The 20,003-nt window shown below is 54.0% G+C and carries 20 protein-coding genes and 1 riboswitch; of the genes, 7 read left to right on the forward strand and 13 right to left on the reverse strand.

Annotated elements, in window-relative coordinates:
* Positions 1–21: 21 nt before the first annotated feature.
* Positions 22–1,008 (reverse strand): GTP 3',8-cyclase MoaA, encoded by a 987-nt coding sequence (gene moaA / locus OC597_RS03615; RefSeq protein WP_261283900.1) that lies wholly within the window; start codon positions 1,006–1,008, stop codon positions 22–24.
* Positions 995–1,137: riboswitch (molybdenum cofactor riboswitch) on the reverse strand. (Overlaps the previous gene by 14 nt.)
* A gap of 260 nt (positions 1,138–1,397) precedes the next feature.
* On the opposite strand from moaA, the gene OC597_RS03620 reads away from it, so the two are divergent.
* A complete protein-coding gene (locus OC597_RS03620) occupies positions 1,398–2,315 on the forward strand; it encodes a gluconeogenesis factor YvcK family protein (protein WP_262207485.1) in 918 nt (305 codons plus the stop codon).
* 4 nt (positions 2,316–2,319) lie between these two features.
* On the opposite strand, the gene OC597_RS03625 is transcribed toward OC597_RS03620, so the two are convergent.
* Both OC597_RS03625 and uvrB read right to left on the reverse strand, forming a co-directional pair.
* Positions 2,320–2,577, reverse strand: a complete 258-nt coding sequence (locus tag OC597_RS03625) for a VF530 family protein (protein WP_085115739.1) — start codon at positions 2,575–2,577, stop codon at positions 2,320–2,322.
* A gap of 107 nt (positions 2,578–2,684) precedes the next feature.
* On the reverse strand, positions 2,685–4,697 hold the full coding sequence (uvrB, locus tag OC597_RS03630; RefSeq protein ID WP_261251857.1) for an excinuclease ABC subunit UvrB: 2,013 nt from the start codon (positions 4,695–4,697) through the stop codon (positions 2,685–2,687).
* Between the two features lie 1,273 nt (positions 4,698–5,970).
* On the opposite strand from uvrB, the gene OC597_RS03635 reads away from it, so the two are divergent.
* Positions 5,971–6,681, forward strand: a complete 711-nt coding sequence (locus OC597_RS03635; protein WP_262207486.1) for an ATP-binding cassette domain-containing protein — start codon at positions 5,971–5,973, stop codon at positions 6,679–6,681.
* 113 nt (positions 6,682–6,794) lie between these two features.
* On the opposite strand, the gene bioD is transcribed toward OC597_RS03635, so the two are convergent.
* The 4 genes from bioD to bioB are packed head-to-tail and all read right to left on the reverse strand — an operon-like array spanning position 6,795 to position 10,401.
* Positions 6,795–7,469 (reverse strand): dethiobiotin synthase, encoded by a 675-nt coding sequence (gene bioD / locus OC597_RS03640; protein ID WP_262207487.1) that lies wholly within the window; start codon positions 7,467–7,469, stop codon positions 6,795–6,797.
* Positions 7,462–8,229: a malonyl-ACP O-methyltransferase BioC gene (bioC, locus tag OC597_RS03645; RefSeq protein WP_262207489.1), complete on the reverse strand. Its 768-nt coding sequence runs from the start codon at positions 8,227–8,229 to the stop codon at positions 7,462–7,464. Before bioC ends, bioD begins: the two co-directional genes overlap by 8 nt.
* Positions 8,213–9,364, reverse strand: a complete 1,152-nt coding sequence (gene bioF, locus OC597_RS03650; protein ID WP_262207491.1) for an 8-amino-7-oxononanoate synthase — start codon at positions 9,362–9,364, stop codon at positions 8,213–8,215. The genes bioC and bioF overlap by 17 nt, the downstream gene beginning before the upstream one ends.
* Positions 9,364–10,401, reverse strand: coding sequence for a biotin synthase BioB (bioB, locus tag OC597_RS03655; protein ID WP_261283895.1), 1,038 nt, complete (start codon positions 10,399–10,401; stop codon positions 9,364–9,366). Before bioB ends, bioF begins: the two co-directional genes overlap by 1 nt.
* 90 nt (positions 10,402–10,491) lie before the next feature.
* Between bioB and bioA the strand changes: the two genes are divergently transcribed.
* Positions 10,492–11,766, forward strand: a complete 1,275-nt coding sequence (bioA, locus tag OC597_RS03660; RefSeq protein WP_262207495.1) for an adenosylmethionine--8-amino-7-oxononanoate transaminase — start codon at positions 10,492–10,494, stop codon at positions 11,764–11,766.
* Between the two features lie 4 nt (positions 11,767–11,770).
* On the opposite strand, the gene OC597_RS03665 is transcribed toward bioA, so the two are convergent.
* Positions 11,771–12,172 carry a YkvA family protein gene (locus OC597_RS03665; protein WP_261251850.1) on the reverse strand — a complete coding sequence of 134 codons (402 nt, stop codon included), beginning with the start codon at positions 12,170–12,172 and terminating at the stop codon, positions 11,771–11,773.
* Between the two features lie 166 nt (positions 12,173–12,338).
* Between OC597_RS03665 and OC597_RS03670 the strand changes: the two genes are divergently transcribed.
* Entirely contained in the window at positions 12,339–12,821 is a 483-nt protein-coding gene (locus OC597_RS03670) for a kinase inhibitor (protein WP_262207497.1), read from the forward strand.
* A gap of 228 nt (positions 12,822–13,049) precedes the next feature.
* Here the strand turns inward: OC597_RS03670 and pgl are convergent, their stop codons facing one another.
* A complete protein-coding gene (pgl, locus tag OC597_RS03675) occupies positions 13,050–14,054 on the reverse strand; it encodes a 6-phosphogluconolactonase (protein ID WP_262207499.1) in 1,005 nt (334 codons plus the stop codon).
* Positions 14,055–14,370: 316 nt separating this feature from the next.
* Between pgl and OC597_RS03680 the strand changes: the two genes are divergently transcribed.
* Together OC597_RS03680 and OC597_RS03685 are read left to right on the forward strand one after the other, a co-directional pair.
* Positions 14,371–15,474 carry a tyrosine-type recombinase/integrase gene (locus OC597_RS03680; protein WP_062790417.1) on the forward strand — a complete coding sequence of 368 codons (1,104 nt, stop codon included), beginning with the start codon at positions 14,371–14,373 and terminating at the stop codon, positions 15,472–15,474.
* Positions 15,461–15,700 (forward strand): hypothetical protein, encoded by a 240-nt coding sequence (locus OC597_RS03685; protein ID WP_020828199.1) that lies wholly within the window; start codon positions 15,461–15,463, stop codon positions 15,698–15,700. The genes OC597_RS03680 and OC597_RS03685 overlap by 14 nt, the downstream gene beginning before the upstream one ends.
* Positions 15,701–15,725: 25 nt before the next feature.
* On the opposite strand, the gene OC597_RS03690 is transcribed toward OC597_RS03685, so the two are convergent.
* Together OC597_RS03690 and OC597_RS03695 are read right to left on the reverse strand one after the other, a co-directional pair.
* On the reverse strand, positions 15,726–17,105 hold the full coding sequence (locus tag OC597_RS03690; RefSeq protein ID WP_262207505.1) for a phage tail fiber protein: 1,380 nt from the start codon (positions 17,103–17,105) through the stop codon (positions 15,726–15,728).
* A gap of 2 nt (positions 17,106–17,107) precedes the next feature.
* Positions 17,108–18,340: a phage tail fiber protein gene (locus OC597_RS03695; RefSeq protein WP_262207507.1), complete on the reverse strand. Its 1,233-nt coding sequence runs from the start codon at positions 18,338–18,340 to the stop codon at positions 17,108–17,110.
* Between the two features lie 129 nt (positions 18,341–18,469).
* Between OC597_RS03695 and OC597_RS03700 the strand changes: the two genes are divergently transcribed.
* Positions 18,470–18,718, forward strand: a complete 249-nt coding sequence (locus OC597_RS03700) for a GlsB/YeaQ/YmgE family stress response membrane protein (RefSeq protein WP_101453153.1) — start codon at positions 18,470–18,472, stop codon at positions 18,716–18,718.
* 38 nt (positions 18,719–18,756) lie between these two features.
* Here the strand turns inward: OC597_RS03700 and cor are convergent, their stop codons facing one another.
* Positions 18,757–18,993 carry a phage exclusion lipoprotein Cor gene (gene cor / locus OC597_RS03705; protein ID WP_262207553.1) on the reverse strand — a complete coding sequence of 79 codons (237 nt, stop codon included), beginning with the start codon at positions 18,991–18,993 and terminating at the stop codon, positions 18,757–18,759.
* A gap of 112 nt (positions 18,994–19,105) precedes the next feature.
* The gene (locus OC597_RS03710; protein ID WP_262207509.1) at positions 19,106–19,705 is read right to left on the reverse strand and encodes a hypothetical protein; all 600 of its coding nucleotides are present in this window, start codon (positions 19,703–19,705) and stop codon (positions 19,106–19,108) included.
* Positions 19,706–20,003 lie beyond the last annotated feature (298 nt).

Raw genomic sequence — 20,003 nt, forward strand, 5'->3', positions numbered from 1 at the left:
TCCCGTGCAATTTAGAAAAATTTAGCCGCCGATAAACGACAGGTTCTGCGTGATGCCGCTGTTGCCCTGGTGCAGGAAATGGGTCTGCTTTTTGGTCCGCAGCCCGCCCTGAATGCGATCCTTCAATTCCTCAAGCTGGCCGTCATCCGCCAGCAGATCGCGCAGACTAATACCCTGCTCACCGAACAGGCACAGATGCAGATTCCCGATGGCGGAAACCCGCAGCCGGTTGCAGCTGGCACAGAAATCTTTTTCATACGGCATGATTAAACCCACTTCGCCCTGGTAATCCGGGTGGCTGAACACCTGCGCCGGACCGTCGCTGCGGCCGCGCGGTTGTAACTGCCAACCCTGCTGTTCCAGTTGCGTACGGATCACTTCGCCAGACACGTGGTGTTTGCGGAATAAATCGCCGCCCTCGCCGGTTTCCATCAGTTCGATAAAACGCAGTTGGATCGGACGGTCTTTTATCCAGTGCAGGAAAGCGCCCAGTTGCTGGTGGTTAACGTCACGCATCAGCACCGCGTTGACCTTTACCTTGCTGAACCCAGCAGTAAAGGCGGCATCGATGCCCTCCATCACCTGGCGGAACTTGTCCTGCCCGGTAATGGCGTGAAATTGACGGGGATCCAGACTGTCGACGCTGACGTTGATCGCCGTCAGCCCGGCATCACGCCAGGCCATGACGTCGCGAGCCAGACGATAACCATTGGTGGTCACAGCAAGCTGGCGAACGGCCGGGTTTTCACGCACGGCGGCGATGATCTCGGTAAAATCGCGACGCAGCGAAGGTTCACCGCCCGTCAGGCGCACCTTTTCGGTGCCCAGCTCGGCGAATGCGCGGCTAACACGGCGGATCTCATCCAGCGACAAGAAGGTTTTCGGACTGCCGTTAGGGCGATAGCCATCCGGCAGACAGTACGTGCAACGAAAGTTACACACGTCGGTGATCGACAGGCGCAGGTAATAGAACTTGCGCTCATAAGCATCAATGAGTTGCGGCACCATAACACCTTCCAAAGTCGGGAGATGCGAGCGTTTCCGCTCTGCACCCTGGTGGCTGACTTCGCCACGGCCCAAGCGCCATATTGTTCACCAGAACAACGTAGGCCCAGAGGCTAGGAGTTTTGGTCTCAGTTCCCGCTGCCTGAGTAGCCGGAACGAAACCGTGGTTTTCATCAGAATTCTAGCGCTAAACAAAGGCGATAGCCAACGCCCAATTTCGCTATATAATTGTGTATACAGCGATTTTAGGCGATTCCAAATCTGGTAAACCATGATAAACACCCTTTACGCAGACGAATTGACCGGAATCACGCAAATCACACTCTTTTTCGCGTTTTTACGCCAAATCCGCTACTTTATGCGGGCAGTTAAGCCCCTTTGTAAGGAAATTTATGCGTAATCGTACCCTGGCCGATCTCGATCGGGTGGTGGCATTAGGTGGTGGTCATGGTCTTGGCCGCGTGATGTCTTCCCTGTCGTCTTTAGGATCCCGTTTAACCGGTATTGTCACCACCACCGACAACGGCGGTTCCACTGGCCGTATCCGCCGTTCAGAAGGCGGCATTGCCTGGGGCGATACCCGTAACTGCCTGAATCAGCTGATTACCGAACCGAGCGTAGCCTCCGCAATGTTCGAGTACCGCTTTAGTGGCAATGGTGAACTCTCGGGGCATAACCTCGGCAACCTGATGCTGAAGGCGTTGGACCACCTCAGTGTTCGTCCGCTGGAGGCGATCAATCTGGTACGCAGCTTGCTGAAGGTGGACGCGGCGTTGATCCCGATGTCCGAGCAACCGGTGGATCTAATGGCGCATGACCATGAAGGCAACCATGTTTACGGTGAAGTGAATGTCGATCAACTGACCGATATGCCGCAGGAACTGATGCTGTCACCGCACGTCCACGCCACGAGAGAGGCGCTGGATGCCATCGCACAGGCCGATGTGATCCTGATCGGGCCAGGCAGCTTCCTGACCAGCCTGATGCCGCTGCTGCTGCTGGATGACCTTACGCAGGCGTTACGTCGCAGCAGCGCCAATATGATTTATATCGGCAATCTGGGGCGCGAACTGAGCGTCGCGGCAGCCGCCTTGACGCTGAAGAACAAGCTGGAGCTGATGGAGGAGAAAATTGGCCGTCAGATGATCGACGCACTGATTGTTGGGCCGGCAGTCGATGCCAGCGAAGTGCAGGATCGGGTGGTGATTAAACAACCTCTGGAAGCGACGGATATTCCTTACCGCCACGACCGTCAGTTGCTACGCCAGGCGCTGGATCAGGCATTGATCGAGCTGGGTGCCCGCGGTTAAAGCTTTACTCGCCGCCGCGCAGCCATGGATTATCGCTGGCGGCCTTATCGACCATATCGATATAAAGATCTTCCACCTGCTTGCGTGCCCACGGCGTGCGGCGCAGAAACTTCAGGCTGGACTTGATGCTGGGATCGCTGCTGAAGCAGTTGATGCGAATGCGTTCGGCCAGCCCTGACCAGCCGTAGTTCTCCACCAGTTTATTCAAAAGTTGTTCCAGAGTGACGCCGTGCATCGGGTCTTTGGACTGGTGTTCGGTCATGGTCTGCGGCTCGTAATAGTCAATTGGCCGCACACCATAATCAGCTTTGGCGGAGGCGACAAGGATTTTATGTTTGGCAGCGCCGCACTCTGCGGCGTGCCAACCGGTCATGAAATCGCGATAAACTGCTCACGCAACTGGTGGATCTCATCGCGCAAGCCCGCCGCCTGCTCGAACTCCAGGTTCTGGGCGTGGGTATACATCTGCGCTTCCAGCTCGCGGATTTTTTGATCCAGCGCTTTTGGCGTGAGGTGTTGGTACTGTGCCGCGTTTTCTGCCGCCTTGCCCTTGCCTCGACCCTTGCCACGGTTACCCGGTTTGCCCAACTGCAGAATATCGGAAATTTTCTTGTTCAGGCCCTGCGGCACAATGCCATTTTCTTCGTTGAACGCCTGCTGTTTGGCGCGGCGCCGTTCGGTCTCGCTAATCGCCCTGGCCATCGAGTCGGTAATTCTGTCACCGTAAAGGATCGCTTTACCGTTGAGGTTACGCGCTGCGCGACCGATGGTCTGAATTAACGAACGTTCGGAACGCAGGAAGCCTTCTTTATCCGCGTCCAGGATCGCCACCAGCGACACCTCAGGCATGTCCAACCCCTCACGTAACAGGTTGATGCCCACCAACACGTCAAACTCGCCCAGACGCAGGTCACGAATGATTTCGACCCGTTCCACGGTATCGATGTCCGAATGCAGATAGCGCACACGCTCGCCGTGCTCTTCCAGGTATTCGGTCAGGTCTTCCGCCATACGTTTGGTCAGGGTGGTGACCAGCACGCGCTCGTTGACCGCCACCCGCTTGCGGATTTCGGACAGCAGGTCATCCACCTGGGTGGTCACCGGCCGCACTTCTATTTGCGGATCCAGCAGGCCGGTAGGCCGCACCACCTGATCGATAATATCGTCGCCGGACTTCTCCAGCTCATATTTGCCCGGCGTGGCGGACACATAAATGGTCTGCGGCGCCAGCGCTTCGAACTCTTCAAAGCGCATCGGGCGGTTGTCCAGCGCTGACGGCAGGCGGAAACCGTATTCCACCAGCGTCTCTTTGCGCGAACGGTCGCCCTTGTACATGCCGCCGATTTGCGGAATGGTCACGTGAGATTCATCGACCACCAGCAGGCCATCCGCCGGTAAATAATCAAACAGCGTCGGAGGGGGCTCGCCCTCCCCACGCCCGGACAGATAGCGCGAGTAGTTTTCAATGCCGGAGCAGTAACCCAACTCGTTCATCATCTCCAGATCAAACTGGGTACGTTGCGTCAGGCGCTGCTCTTCCAGCAGCTTGTTGTTGGCCAGCAACACCTTGCGCCGCTCGGCCAGATCCACCTTGATCTCTTCCATCGCCTGTAGGATCCGCTCACGCGGCGTCACGTAGTGCGACTTCGGGTAAATGGTAAAGCGCTGGACCACCTGTTCGATCTGGCCGGTCAAAGGATCAAACAGCGAAAGCCGCTCGACTTCTTCATCAAACAGCTCGATGCGCAGCGCCAGTTCGTCCGACTCCGCCGGGAAGATGTCAATCACCTCACCGCGCACGCGGAAGGTCGCGCGCTGGAAGGCCTGATCGTTGCGGGCATATTGCAGCTCCGCCAAACGACGCAGGATCGAACGCTGATCGATGATCATCCCCTTGGTCAGGTGCAGCATCATCTTCAGATAGAGATCGGGATCGCCCAGGCCGTAAATCGCCGACACCGACGCCACCACGATCACATCGCGGCGTTCCAGCAGCGCTTTAGTCGCGGAAAGGCGCATCTGCTCGATGTGTTCATTCACCGAGGCGTCTTTTTCAATAAAGGTGTCGGAACTGGGGACGTAGGCTTCCGGCTGATAGTAGTCGTAGTAAGAAACAAAATACTCGACCGCATTCTCGGGAAAGAACTCTTTCATCTCGCCGTACAGCTGCGCCGCCAGCGTTTTGTTAGGTGCCAGCACCATGGTCGGCCGGTTCAGATCGGCGATCACATTGGCGACGGTAAATGTCTTGCCCGAACCGGTAACGCCCAACAACGTCTGGTGTGCCAGACCGTTTTCCAGGCCCTCTTCCAGCTTGCTGATGGCTTGCGGCTGATCGCCGGCCGGTTTGAAATCGGAATGCAGTTTGAAAACTTTACTCATGGACTCGGCTACCCTGTGGAGATGTGCGCGCTCAGGCGGCCATAGAGCTAATGCTCGATGAATGGCCTCTAATTATGGAAAGCCCCGGCGATTTTCGCCAGTCGCTATGATACTGGATATAAAACCAGCTTCAAGCGATTCGTTGCTTTAGCGTGCGCCAAACCAGGCCGAATGCACCGTCAGGGTTACAGCCGCGTGACATTTTTATTGTCAATAACAGATTTATCCCCAAAATCCGTCACGAATTAACTTATTGATAGCACTGCGGCTAAAAATCATACATAGATACTTCCTCAATACATCAGCCGCTTGATTTTAGTTAATTTATTGATAATTAATAACTTTATAAAAAAGACGAGATTGCGGACAAAGCGAACAGAAGCCGCGTCCGCTCTCGCTTTAAACCGGTTTTCTAAATCTAATGCACAAGGTTATCCACAGGAATAGTGGATAACTCTCACCGCCCCGCCCCGGCCGGGAGTTGCAGAAAGAACGCTTTTTGCCGTTTCTGTTCGCCAAGAGGGGTTTTTTAGTTATTTTTTCACAATAATATCGCTTTGGTTATGCCGATTAATGCTAAAAAGCCCCATTGCCAAAAACGGATTTATCTCATTGTTGCCATCATCTGTTGCATCTTGCTACAACCGGCGAAATAGTTTGCACCATAACTTTTCTTCGCAGCACTGGAAGAGTGCAAAAATCGTCCGCGTTAACTTTCCCCCTTATTTTCACTCGGCCAGCCAGGCCCGTCCTGCCCCGGAAAAACGTTAACAAGACAATAACAATCCCCTTTTTTAACGGTTTAATAAAGTTGGCCCAAGGGTTGCATTACCCTTTTACGCCAAAAGCTCAGTCGGGATAAATATCCGGTCTGTAATGGCAGAATTATCCGCTTTCAGTTAAGGGCCATACAGATGTAAAACGCCTGACATTTGCCGGATAAAGACGAGATGGCGCTAAAAAACTCACAGTAACGGCCATTTTCACCTAAGTACTACAGGTTTTAGCTGAACCAAAACTACCTCGTTAAAGGTAGCCATTCAGCATTTTGTTCTGGACATTACAACACTCGGGAAAGAAACCGCTAATGCGGAAACTGCAGTAAGGAGTGGATAACACAGGGAAGTAGAGGTTCGATTGCCGTACCTGCACCGGTCGCTATTGGGCACCGCCAGGTGAGATCGATGCGGTTTGTTAAATAAAACCGCGTTACGCCAACGCCCGACAGGCGTACATCCACGAGTGGAATACAGGTCTTTGAGGAGAATGCCGGATGTTGAGTTTAAGGTCAGTGAATCAGTTTTACGGGCAAACCCATACCCTGTGGGACATCAATCTGGAGCTGCCACGCGGCCAGTGCACGGTACTTATCGGCCGTAACGGCGTGGGCAAGACCACGCTGGTGAACTGCATTATGGGCCATTTACCGGTGGTCAGTGGCAGCATGACCTGGCAGTTGGCAGACGAGCCGCCGCAAAGCCTGCTCCAGCAGCCGGTGGAAAGCCGCACGGCTCTGGGGATCAGCTACGTACCGCAAGGACGACAAATCTTTTCGCAACTCAGCGTGGAGGAAAACTTACAGGTGGCGCTAATGGCCGGCCGCGACAGAACCCGCCGCATTCCCCCCTTGATTTACAGCCTGTTCCCCAACCTGCAGGAAATGCGCGGTCGCCGGGCCGGCGATTTAGGCGACGGTGAACAGCAGCAACTGGCGATTGGTCGCGCCCTGGTACTGGAGCCGGAATTGCTGATCCTCGATGAACCCACCAGCGGCGTGCAGCCCACCATCGCTGCCGATATCGGCAACGTGATCCGCAAACTTAACCGCGAGCTGGGCATGACTATCCTGCTGGTGGAGCACAAGCTGCCGTTTGTCCGTCGCGTGGCGGACCGTTTCTGCCTGATGGATCAGGGGCGCAGCGTAGCCGATGGAACGCTGGAACAGTTGGACGAGGAGTTGATTAATGCCTATCTGGCAGTGTGAGGCCGTGAACTGGGGAAAAGACTTCCCCAGTTCAGACTGCTGACAAAGCCCGTTATTAGGGAGAGCGCACCGAGGGACGCCAGGCTTAGGTATCTTGGGTTCAAAGACAACTGTTATAAAACGCTCAAATCCAGATAGTGCCCCAAAGCCTGCCGTTCGGGCTCGGCCAGATGGGGGATCTCTCCCAGCCATGGCGCGGGCAGCATGCGGCGCAGCGTGGTCAGATATTCCTGATGGCGACGGCCCGGCGCACTGACGTCGTTAGCGACCCAGCCCACCAGCGACAACCCCGCCTGCTGGATCGCCTGCGCGGTCAGCAGCGCATGGTTAATACACCCCAGTTTTATGCCCACCACCAAAATCACCGGCAGTTGCTCCTGCTGCACCCAATCGGCAAAGGTATGCTGCTCGGAAAGCGGCGTAAACCAGCCTCCTGCCCCCTCGATCAACACCCAGTCGGCACGCTGTTCCAAATGGCGTAACCCGGCGGAAAGCTGCGCCAGTTCGATTGGCCGCCCTTCGTCGGCGCTGACAATGTGCGGTGAGGTCGGTTCGGCGAAAACGTAAGGGTTTACTTGCTGGTAGTTCAGCGCCACCGCGCTGTTTGCCTGCAACGCCAGCGCATCACCGTTACGCAGCCCCTCGGCGGTCATTTCACTGCCGGAAGCCACCGGTTTGTAACCGGCGGTGCGGTAACCCGCCAGATTAGCGGCCTGCAACAAGGCGCTGCTGGCCACGGTTTTGCCCACTTCGGTATCGGTGCCGGTGACAAACCAACGCTTAATCACGATAAATCACTCCATAAACCAGATGATAACTGAGCGGGAACTGCCCGCGATTGCAGGGATAGGCCGCCTGTAAAGCGGCGAGCCGACGACGGGATAGCAGCCCTGCCTCGCGCCCCTGATGCAAATGGGTCGCGCCGATCCCCTTGAGCGATCGCATCAACGCCATCACGTCCGGGTAATTCAGGGTCTGCCACTCCGCCTGCAGACCGTGACGGTAACCGGCGCAGGCTGCGCCAATTTGTTCCAGTGGCAAAAAATCGTTCACATGGCGTTCGCCGTCTACCTGCTGCCAGGCATCGCCCAGTTCGCCCAGCGATCCTTGCACCAGGGTAGAAAACAAAATCACACCGCCGGGCCGGGTGACCCGATAGAGCTCCGCCAGGGCGCGTGGTAAATCACTGCACCATTGCACCACCAGGCTGCTGAAACAGATATCCACGGCGGCGTCGGGTAAGGGGATATTTTCAATATCCCCCAGCAGGTAATGATCCGCCGCCTGCTGCTGGCGGGCGAAGGCCAGCATGCCCGGCGCCAGATCGAGCGCCGTGACCTGCTTGCCGAGTTCGCGCCAGCGGCGACTAAAATGACCAGTGCCACAGCCTGCATCGAGCAGTTGCTCGCCCCGGTGTGCCAGCCCGATCCCCAGCAAGCGCTCACCAACATCACGTTGCAGCACCGCTGCCGCGTCATAGCTGCCTGCCGCCCGGCTAAAGGCCGAGGCTACCGCTTGCTTATTGACTGATTCAAATGCTGACGTCATGCAATACCTCCAGCAGACGATCGATATCCTGCGGCTGATGTGCCGCCGTCAGGGTAATGCGCAGACGCGCCCCGCCCGGGGGCACCGTTGGCGGGCGGATAGCACTCACCCACAAACCCTGTTCGCGCAGGCTTTGCGCCAGATCGAGCGCTCGTTGGTTATCACCCACCAGCAAAGGCTGTATGGCGGTAACCGACTCCGTCAGGGTGAGCGACAGCTGGGCAGCCCCCTGGCGGAAACGCTGAATATTATCCTGCAGCCGGGCACGCAATTCGTCGCCCTGTTGGATGCAATGCAACGCCGCCTGCAATGCGCAGGCCTGCGCCGGTGGCATCGCGGTGCTGTAAATCAGATGGCGGGCAAACTGCAGCAGATATTCGGCCGTGGACTCATCGCACAGCACCGCCGCACCGCTGAGGCCAAAGGCTTTGCCAAAGGTGACCACCAGCAGTTCGGGCCGTACGCCCTGCTGCCAGCAACTGCCGCGCCCCTGTTCACCATGAACGCCGATTCCATGCGCGTCATCAACCATCAGCCAGGCACCGGCCTCACGGGTTAAGCGGTGCAGTTCCGCCAGTGGCGCACTGTCGCCGTCCATGCTGAATACCCCTTCGGTCACCGCCAACATCTGGCCAGTGCAGGGTTTTGTCAACAGGCCCGCCAGCGACTGCGGCTGATTATGGCGAAAACGGCGCAGCAGAGCCGGGGAGTGGGCGGCGGCCTCCAGCAAAGAGGCATGGCTAAGCCGGTCGGCTAAAATGCGATCCTCGGCCTGCATCAGAGCTGCCAGCAGCGCCTGATTGGCGGCATAGCCGGAGATAAACAGCAGCGCACGCGGGTAGCCCAGCCAGTCAGCCAATTGCTGTTCCAGCGCCTGATGTGCGCTACAAAAGCCGGTAACATGGCCAGAGCCGCCGCTGCCGACACCATACTGCTGTGCGCCCTGCTGCCAAGCGGCGATCACCCGCGTATCCTGGCTCAGGCCCAGATAGTCATTGCCGGAGAAATTCAGGTAATGCTCGTTGTTAAGCTGAATATGGCGGCCATTACCGCCCTGATTCACCTGACGACGGCGGTAAGCGGCGCTCTGTTGCCGCTCCTCCAGCGCCTGTTCAATACGTTGTTGCCAGCTCATTACAGCGCCGCGTTGTAAAACTCAGCGGTATCGGCCTGCATCAGCTGTGCAGCCAGCGCCTGTTGCTGCTGATTGTCGCCGTGCTCGGTTTCGGTCTGCTGCGGGTTCAGGCCCAGTTTGCGGAACAGTTGCAGGTCTTTGTCTTCTTCCGGGTTTGGCGTCGTCAGCAGCTTGCAGCCATAGAAGATGGAGTTGGCACCGGCCATAAAGCACATCGCCTGAGTCTGCTCGTTCATCTGCTCACGACCGGCAGAAAGACGCACGTAAGAGGCTGGCATCATGATGCGTGCCACCGCAATGGTGCGGATGAAATCAAACGGGTCGACGTCTTCGTTATCCGCCAACGGTGTTCCCTTGACCTTCACCAACATGTTGATCGGCACGCTCTCCGGCGGCGTCGGCAAATTGGCCAACTGCACCAGCAGCCCCGCGCGGTCACGCACGGTTTCACCCAGCCCGACAATACCGCCGGAACAGACTTTAATGCCCGCGCCACGCACCTTGCCCAGGGTGTCCAGACGTTCCTGATAGCTGCGGGTGGTGATGATGTTGCCGTAGAATTCCGGCGAGGTGTCCAGGTTATGGTTGTAGTAATCCAGCCCGGCATCCGCCAGCCGTTCCGCCTGCGTACCGTCCAGCGTGCCCAGCGTCATGCAGGTTTCCATGCCCATCGCCTTCACCCCTTGCACCATCTGCTGCAGGTAAGGCATATCGCGCTCGTGCGGGTTTTTCCACGCCGCTCCCATACAGAAACGGGTCGACCCATTCGCCTTGGCCTTACGCGCCGATTCCAGCACCTGATCCACCTGCATCAGCCGCTCCGACTCCAGGCCGGTTTTGTAGCGCGAACTTTGCGGACAGTACTTGCAGTCTTCCGGACAGGCGCCGGTCTTGATTGATAACAGCGTGCTCACCTGCACCTGACGCGGGTCAAAGTGCTGGCGATGAACCGTCTGGGCTTCAAACAACAGCTCAAGCAGGGGTTTATCAAACAGGGTCTGGGCAAGACCCACTGTCCAGTGAATGCGATCGGCCATCACGGCGTCTCCAAAAATGAAAAAAGTGTCGTCAGTTTAGATATTGTGGATATACTGTCAACCATTACGCACACCATTTGGTTTACAAGTATGTCTGTCACTGCCTCCGACCTTGAATTCGACCAGCGCCATATCTGGCACCCTTACACTTCAATGAGTCACCCACTGCCCTGTTACCCGGTAGAGGCCGCCAGCGGCGTTGAGCTGCAGTTGGCCGATGGCCGACGTCTGGTTGATGGGATGTCTTCCTGGTGGGCAGCCATTCACGGCTATAACCACCCGCAGCTGAACCTGGCTGCCACACAACAGCTGGAAAAAATGTCGCACGTGATGTTCGGCGGCATTACCCATCCTGCGGCTATTGCCCTGTGCCGCAGCCTGGTGGCCATGACGCCGGAGGCGCTGCAATGCGTGTTCCTGGCAGATTCCGGCTCGGTGGCGGTGGAGGTGTCGCTGAAAATGGCGCTGCAATACTGGCAGGCGCGCGGGGAACGGCGGCAACGCATTTTGACCCTGCGCCACGGCTATCATGGCGATACCTTCGGTGCGATGTCGGTGTGTGACCCGGACAACTCAATGCACAGCCTGTATCAGGGTTATCTGGCGCCACACCTGTTTGCCACCGCGCCGCAGTGCGGTTTCGATCAGGCCTGGGATGAAAATGATATCGCGCCGTTTGCCGCGCTGCTGGAACAGCATGCCGGGGAAGTGGCGGCAGTGATCCTCGAACCGGTGGTTCAGGGTGCCGGTGGCATGCGTATCTACCATCCGACCTATCTCAAACGGGTGCGTGAACTGTGTGACCGCCATCAGGTGCTGTTGATTGCCGATGAAATCGCCACCGGTTTCGGCCGCACTGGCAAGCTGTTTGCCTGTGAGCATGCTGACGTGGTGCCGGATATTCTGTGCCTGGGCAAAGCGCTGACCGGCGGCTATATGACGCTTTCCTCCACCCTGACCACCCGTCACGTGGCGGAGACCATCAGTAACGGCGCGGCAGGCTGCTTTATGCACGGGCCTACCTTTATGGGTAACCCGCTGGCCTGCGCTGTGGCCAACGCCAGCCTGTCACTGTTGGCAGAAAACCGCTGGCAGCAGCAGGTCGCCGCTATCGAAAACCAATTGAAACAGCAGTTATTGCCGCTGAAGGCGCTGCCAAAAGTGGTGGATGTGCGGGTGCTGGGGGCAATTGGTGTGGTAGAAATGCGAGAGTCTGTGGACGTGGCGCAGCTACAGCGCGGCTTTGTCGAGCGTGGCGTGTGGATCCGGCCCTTCGGCAAACTGATTTATTTGATGCCGCCGTACATCATTGAACCTGAACAGCTCAGCCGCTTGACCGCCGCAGTGACGGCCGCGGTACAGTAACCGATCACCAATGCTGGTCCAGATAACGGGCCAGCCACACCAGACATCCCACCCACAGCAAAATAATCATCGCCGCGGCCATACGGCCGGTCGGATTATCAATGCGCCGCTGCGCTTTCTCCCGAAACTCCGCCATCAGCGGTTTGGGGATCAGCCACACCGCCAGCATGATGCCCAAAGGCACGATGATCACATCGTCCAGATAGCCCAGCACCGGGATAAAGTCCGGAATCAGATCTATCGGTGACACTGCGTAGCCCGCGACCAGCAGAGCGACCAATTTGGCATACCAGGGCGTGCGCCGGTCGCGGGCCGCCAGCCAGAGTGCATAAATGTCGCGCTTGATGCCCTTGGCCCAGCGGCGCAGCCAGCCAAACCACGGCGTGCGTTTTTTTAATGAAATCATGGTTACTTTATATCGAGCTGTGAATGATTGATTTCGCGAATGTAGCCTCGCGGTTAATTATGGTAACCCATAGGTGAGGCGACTGGCGAGGTACAATGCTACTTGTATTGTTCCGGCAAAACAGTCTAGCTTAAGGCTCTGCTTTTACCGACAACAGGGAGTCACCATGACTTTTCGTTTGTACAGCAATGAGTTGCAAGACGGCGCAAAAATGCCGGAGCGTCAGGTGTTTAACGGCATGGGTTATCACGGCGATAACCTGTCGCCACACCTCGCCTGGGATGGCGTACCGGAAGGCACTAAAAGCTTCGTGATTTCGGTTTACGATCCCGATGCCCCGACCGGCTCCGGTTGGTGGCACTGGGTGGTAGCCAATATCCCGGCGACGACGCGCGAACTGCCCGCTGGCGCAGGCTCCGGCAAAGGGGTGTTACCCGCTGGTGCTATCCAGACCCGCACCGACTTTGGTTCTGCCGGTTACGGCGGCGCGGCCCCACCACAGGGCGAAAGCCACCGCTATCACTTCACAGTGCATGCGCTGGACGTGGAAAACATTGAGGTGGATGAAGGCTCCAGCGGCGCACTGGTCGGTTTTAACGTGCACTTCCATAGCCTCGGCAGTGCCACGCTGACGGTGAAGTACAGCTGATATGGCTCGGGGCGGGTATATCCGCCCCGACGGAAAAGTGGATTTGGCGTTAATAAACATAATGTAGCGAAAGCCTGTTTACACCCCCGCATGCCATACCGTGCGTAATACTCTCTTCCTATACCCTAAATAATTGGAGTTGCATCAAGGCGGCAAGTTTGTGAGTCCCCAGGAGCTTACTCAAGTAAGTGACTGGGGTGAGCAAATGCAGCCAACACAGAGGCAGCTTCAAGTATGACGGGTATCTAACACGCTTACCCACATCGGCCCTTTCCCTACGGGATACCGCGCCAAGGTGGTCAGTTTGCCGCTGGCCTGATCAATCTCGTATACCCCGATATGATCGGACTTCTGGCCGGACGAAATCACAAAGCGACCGCTGTGGTCGATATTGAAGCCACGCGGCTGTTCTTCGGTCGGATGATAGCCGACCACTGACAGGCTACTGCCGTCCTCGGACACGCTGAAAATAGTCAGAATGCTGGCGGTGCGGTCACTGGTGTACAGGAAACGGCCGTTCGGCGTGATGTGGATATCCGCCGCCCAGCGGGTGCCGTTGAAATCGCTCGGCATGATGTCCAGCGTTTGCACCAGGGTATATTTACCGCCGTTTTCGCTGATGGCGAATACGTCTACCGTGCCATCCAGCTCGTTCACGCAGTAAGCGTATTTGTCGTTATGGTGGAACGCCATATGACGCGGACCGGCACCGGTAGCGGTCGTTACGGCTTCCTGGCTGTGTGGCGTCAGTTCGCCCTGCAAGTCCAGATTAAACAGGCGGATGCGATCTTCTTTCAGGCAAGGCACCAGCAACAATTGATTGGTCGGGTCGATATTGGCCGAGTGTGGCGCAGTCAAACCGTCGATCTGCTGGATAGGCGCGCCCACTACGCCGTCATGGCCGATCGGGCTGACGCTGGCGCAGTTGCCGCTGTAAGAAGCGGAGAACAGATAACGCCCCTGCAAATCGGTAGAGATATGGGTTGGGCTGCCTGGCAGCGGCGCCATACCGGCCTGTTGCAGTGTACCATCCGCCTCAATGCGGTAGCTGACAATACCGAAAGCCGGACGCACACCCACGTACAGATGCGTTCTGTCCGGGTGGATCGCCATCGGTTGCACCTGGCCCGGCGCTTCAACGCTCTGCAGCAGTTCTAACGCCCCCGTGTCGCTTAACTGCCACACGTGAATTTGTTGGCTTTCCGGGCTGGCGACATAAACGATTTGCTTCATGAACTCTCCTTGAATAGGGTAAAAGAGAAACCGGTTTCAGGTTTTTCGGTTTCCCCTAGCTTACCTCACCACTGTGACATAACAACCCCGGCTTGCAGATGAAATATGTGCGGTTTTATCCATCGCTTATCCGGTGTACCATCGGATTTATAACTGTATGTAAATACAGTATTTTTATATAAAAACCAATCACATCAACATGTAATGCTCTAATTAAATTGCTTTATTTTAATGCATTACAATCGGCTTTAATGTATTTTCCCATCATCAGCACCCCTAACAGCACCCCCAAAGCACCCCACAAAGTGGTTACTCTATGGCCTATTACAGCATCGAAAAAAGAACCAAGGCAGACGGCACAACCAGGTATAGATGCACAGTCGGTGTGCGTGAAAAAGGGCGCTATGTGTTTCGTGAAAACAGAACCTTCACCAAGCAAGCCCACGCCAAGACGTGGGGGATTAACCGTGTAGCCGAATTGGAAAGGAATGGTATCCCCAATGCCAGTGATGCCGACAAGATCACCGTTGCTGAACTCATTCAAAAATACATCGATGATCCGAAAACAGGCGGCAAAGCTGGAAAGGATAAAACGTCAATCCTTAACAAATTACTCACGTCAGAGATAGGTGGATCAACTCTTTCAAAGCTGCAAGCAAACGACATCATCGATCACTGCAGAAGCCGCGTTGCTTCAGGCTCCTCGCCTTCGACGGTTTCACATGACTTGAGCTATCTAGGCACAGTATTAAAAGCAGCAAAACCTATTTATGGCATTGACTACACATCTAACCCTATCGATGAGGCTAGGCCCCTGCTGTCCAATATGGGTTTGATCTCGAAATCAAATAGGCGATCCCGCCGGCCTGATAAAAATGAGATCAAGACTCTCACTGAAGAGCTTTTAAAAAGGCAGGAAAACCCTCGTTCAAGAATACCCTTTGTGGATATTTTTAATTTTTCTATCCTGTCATGTATGCGTATTGGCGAAATTTGCCGCATAGAGTGGGATGATGTTGACCATATTCAAAAGTCTGTGCTGGTAAGAAATAGGAAGGATCCAAGAAAGAAGATAGGAAACCATATGAGCGTCCCTCTCTTGGGAGAAGCTTGGGAAATTGTCATGCGGCAGAAAAGAACATCAAAGTTCATTTTCCCATTTAACGAAAAATCCATCAGTGTGGCTTTTGTACAGGTGAAAGATAAGCTTGGGATAGAAGACCTGCGATACCACGATCTTAGAAGAGAGGGGGCCAGTAGGCTTTTTGAGGCAGGATTTAGTATTGAAGAAGTTGCCCAAGTGACCGGCCACAAAAATCTTAATACGCTTTGGCAAGTCTATACAGAGCTGTATCCAAAATCGCTTCATGAGAAGTTCGCAGCGCTACAGGAGGCCAAGAAAATCAATGGGCAGCCTTAAAATAAATGGGCGGCAGATTTTCCTTCTGACAGAAAACGACCGGTACCCGTCACCAACGATCAACAGCCCTCCCATGTTCGCCTTGCGTGAAGATGAAGAAGGTAAGTTCTGGGTCTACTTTCTGCATAAAGGGCGCTGGCCTCTCATATCAGAAACTCCATTCACAACCCAAGGAAAAGCTGTTGAGGCTGCGATGGATTACGATTATTACAAACTTTTTAAATAGCCGGCATTCATCCCGGCTTTTAAATTTATAATTCTACCTGGTCAACTTGCGGCCCATTGGTCAGAAGTTCCTGCACATTTGGGATCGGCTCTTCAACCACTCCCCGCACAGGCATTTCAAGCCGTAGGTCAATCCAGCGACCGTCTGGAATATCCATCGGATCACCAGCCACAATCGCGGCTGTATCAATGTCAAAGCGGCGTTTGCTGACCTTCACATAGATTGTGCCGTCCTTGCCGGTACTGGTTTCCACAAAGCACAGGCGGTTACCGTTAACGTCCTGAGGAACCTCGATGCTCCAGCCTTCCTCAGCGAAACCTGATGAACCAGTGATTTTGTAGACCCCGACAGAAACCCTTTCTGCAGTTACCCCCGCAGCCTCACTGTTCACGGCAACGTAGCCGGCCAAGGTAAATCCGTTCAGGTAATCATCGGCCATTTTTTCAGGCGCACCGGTCAGTCTGGCGATCGGTGATGCAGCTTTAAGGAAGCCATTGCCGTCTACCGTCACGTTATAACCAGAATAAATTTTATCTTCTGCGACGGGAGTAAACCCATCAGGTTTGGTTTTTTGCCATGTATTATCTTTCAGCAATTCAATTCCTGACATGGCATTTGAGCTGCTGCTTGCAAGTATTGATACCGATGGCATGCTGTATGCAGGCCCTAACATCCATAGCTCCCACCGCGCTGTTTGGGCGTTGTAAATTGCACCAAACTTAACGTCTTGCCCAGTCGGTCCCAGCGATGCAACTTTTAACCCTCTGCTATCGAGTGCTGTCGTCGATGCGTTGCGTGCCGAGAACTGAACAAACTTTATATCCATACCAGGGGTTCCGTACGTCCTCCCCGCTGCAACAATAAAGTGCACACCGTTCACGCCTGCGTTGGTTATCGGCAGTGCGGCCAACTTCAAATATCCCTGAAAGTTACCGATCGCGTTGACTACTGCAGGGACGATGACCGCACGCGAACTCTCTTTTACCGCTGCTGCTAACGTGGCCGCTGAGTTTTCTTCGCTCTGTTTTGCTGCGGCGGCTGATGCGGCAGATTTATCGGCTGATGCAGCGGCGTCTACACGCATGCGATCGACAGTTTGAATAATCTCCGGCGTGATGTCGCTTTCACCTGGGTGCCGCAGGAAGTCATTGAGTGTACCTGGTAGCGAGTCCGCATAAACCTCTATCGTACCTACCCGCTCAGGCTGAGCACCATAGACAGAAATAATAATTTCATACGCACCAGGTTCCACATTTAACGAATACTGGCCGCTGTCATTCGTCACAGATTGTGATTTTGCCAGGTTAAGCACCGTTGACGAGGTTTTTAGAGAGCGCATCGTAATTGTTACGCCTGTCCGCGCATCACCATAAGGCCCTTTTAAAACACCACTGATTAAAACCATTTTTATTTCTCCATTTCGTCAATTGGTACTTCTACTCGCAGGTCTACCCAGCGCCCCAAAGGAATATCAATCGGCACGCCGTCTTCATAACCAGATTTTTTATTACACGCGAAGACTGGCGCAGACAGGTGTTCTCGGTGGTAAGTCTTAATGAGTAAATCACCGGTAGATTCCACTTCGTAATCTACCCATACAAGCGGAAGGTCGTTGCGGTCTTTAGGAATACTGATACCGCCGTCCGAACCACTCCATGCAGCATCTGAATTAAAACCAAGCGTACCGAAGATACGATAAACGCCCTCGCTTACTCGCTCTGTTGTCACCCCTGCCGATTGTTCGTTGAGTTCACACGACCCATCACCGAATAATTTAACAATCGGCGATGCCTTTTTGATAAAACCATTCCCATCAATGGTTGTATTGACTGAATCAAGCAATGCTCTTGTATGCAGAGCCTTTCCATTCCAATCCAGCGCTTTTTTACCTGCATAAACTCGTATCGCACCACCAAGGGCATCGTATGGAAACGATATTGCAGCAAACGTGTCACCAGCTGGAATAAATAAAGACGGCGAATATACCGGGTGAGGCCAATTTCCACCAACCACCACATCATTACGATAAACGACCATTCCAGAATCCATAAACCGATTATACAGGTCATTAATATCTTTATTATTCGTTCTAATATCACCACCTGGTGCAATAAACCCACCGTATCCGGAGAGGGAAACATTACCGTATTCTTTACCTGTATTTTTCGAGGCTGCCGTTCCAAGAGATGTCTTATCTGCCTTTTCTTCCAGTTCTGTTTTGTCAGCCTTGAGATTAAGTGCAGATGTGATGCTGTTCCAGGCTGGGCCGGTATATGTACTGCCATCGGGTAACGTTACCGTAATGTTTCCGGTACCACTGAATACCTGCTGCCAGTTGCGTTTATCCAGCAACAATCCCCGCAGAGCTTCGGCAGTATATGCATGTGTCTGCGCAGTGATTGATACCATCGTCGCATAGGGGATCGGTGTCCATGCCAGGCCACCGGCGGATGGACCGTCGAAGTTACGCACCAGGGTAAGCGCTGTATTCGATTCCACCGACTTAACCCCGAGGGTGTAAACGGTCTGACCCACTGTCACCACAATGAAGTCGTTGGCCTTGAGTTCGGTGCTGAACGCAGTACCGGTACCAGTAACCGCTGCTGAGTTGTTTTTTAAGGTAATCGTGCCTGCTGGCATGGTGTTCTCCTGAATTTTGGCAACAAAAAACCCGGCGCGGTGTCCGGGGTACAGATCGTGAATCAGTTGTGTTACGCTCTGCCGCTCTAAGTGGTTCTTAGAGCCTTTCAAATCAAAAGTGAGGGAGTTATGGGTATTATTTCATGGATTATCTTTGGTCTGATCGCAGGCATCTTGGCAAAATGGATTATGCCGGGCAAAGATGGTGGCGGCTTTATCGTTACAGTCATTTTGGGGGTAATAGGTGCCGTAGTTGGCGGCTGGATCAGTACCTTCTTTGGGTTCGGTAAAGTAGATGGCTTCAACTTTGGCAGTTTTGCTGTCGCAGTCGTAGGTGCCATTGTGGTGTTGTGGATTTATCGCAAAGTTCGCAGCTAATACCCTTAAAATGCCCGGTGCTTAACCGGGCATATCATTTATTTATCGCAGGTCGTACGCGTAAAGTTGTTTTTGCCAACCCAGCGCCAACCGAACGGGCCACCAGCTCTATATTGTGTCTGTTCAACCTGCTTGCGAACACCATAGATAGGAACTGACGTTTCTTGTCCCGCAATAAGCGCAGTCCCGTAGCAAATAGGCTCTTGCTTTTCCAAGACTCCGGCGCAACCCGTAATTGCTATTGATACTAATAATACAGCGACTAACCTTTTCATCCCTTTATTATCTCCCTTGCTGTGTTTTTGTATCATATCACTCTCAAATGAAGTTAACGATCGTTTGCACCGATCAATTACGCCACATTGATTGGGTCATTAATTAATACGACTAAAACCCGGATACATCTATAACATAAACTGAATCTCGGGTATTGGCATAAGTTATGTTTGTCGCAGCGCCCCCTGGCGTATCCCAAGCGCCGCTGTATATCTGAGTGTTTGCACCATCAAAAGAAGCAAAGCTAGTAATGGGCTGCTGAAATGGACGCCCACCGCCACCAGTTTGAATTACCGCAGTTACATAACCGGTGGTAGCAGGAATCACCGCCCATCGGCCAGAAAGAGTGGTTCTTACGTTGTACCCTGATTCATCACTCCCTGGAGAACCAAGTCTAACCGGCGCTGGCATAACCTTCGTCTCATTTGTCTGAATGCACTGTCCGCTAGCATTAAATATGTTAATCCCAAATGGTACTGTTGGCTGTAGTTGTGTTGAAAAAATATAAACCGTCAGGTTGTAAGGCCCGTCCCCAGTGATCATCCTTGATTGTATAGCCGTTGCTCCATCATTGGTGTTTCGAGTGATGGCCCCTATAACTTTATTGTTATTTGAATGAACCCCTATAATCACCGGCTTATCATAGTTTAATTTAATTATATCTACGCCAGCACCTTCTCGGTTAAATATGCGTTTTTCAATAAGACTCATGGGTGTACTATCCGGTGTAGCCCAAGGCACGCCGTCACTATCTACAAACATTGCCCCCCATGACATAATTACACCCTCAACAAATAGACTATTATCCAGCCTGCATAAGCTGGTGCCGTTCCATTGAACCATTGTCCCGCGGCATCGAACATCTCGAGTGTATTATTATTTAGCACTCGCAGCCCCCTTCTTTCTTGAGTGAACCCTATACCATCTTGTAAGGTCATAAAATCTATTTTATATCCTGAAGGAACAGAAAAACTCCAAGCCCCTGACTTTTGGTTCAAATCAACTTTAA

Source organism: Serratia proteamaculans (genome assembly GCF_946227095.1).
Classification (GTDB): Bacteria; Pseudomonadota; Gammaproteobacteria; order Enterobacterales; family Enterobacteriaceae; genus Serratia; species Serratia proteamaculans_E.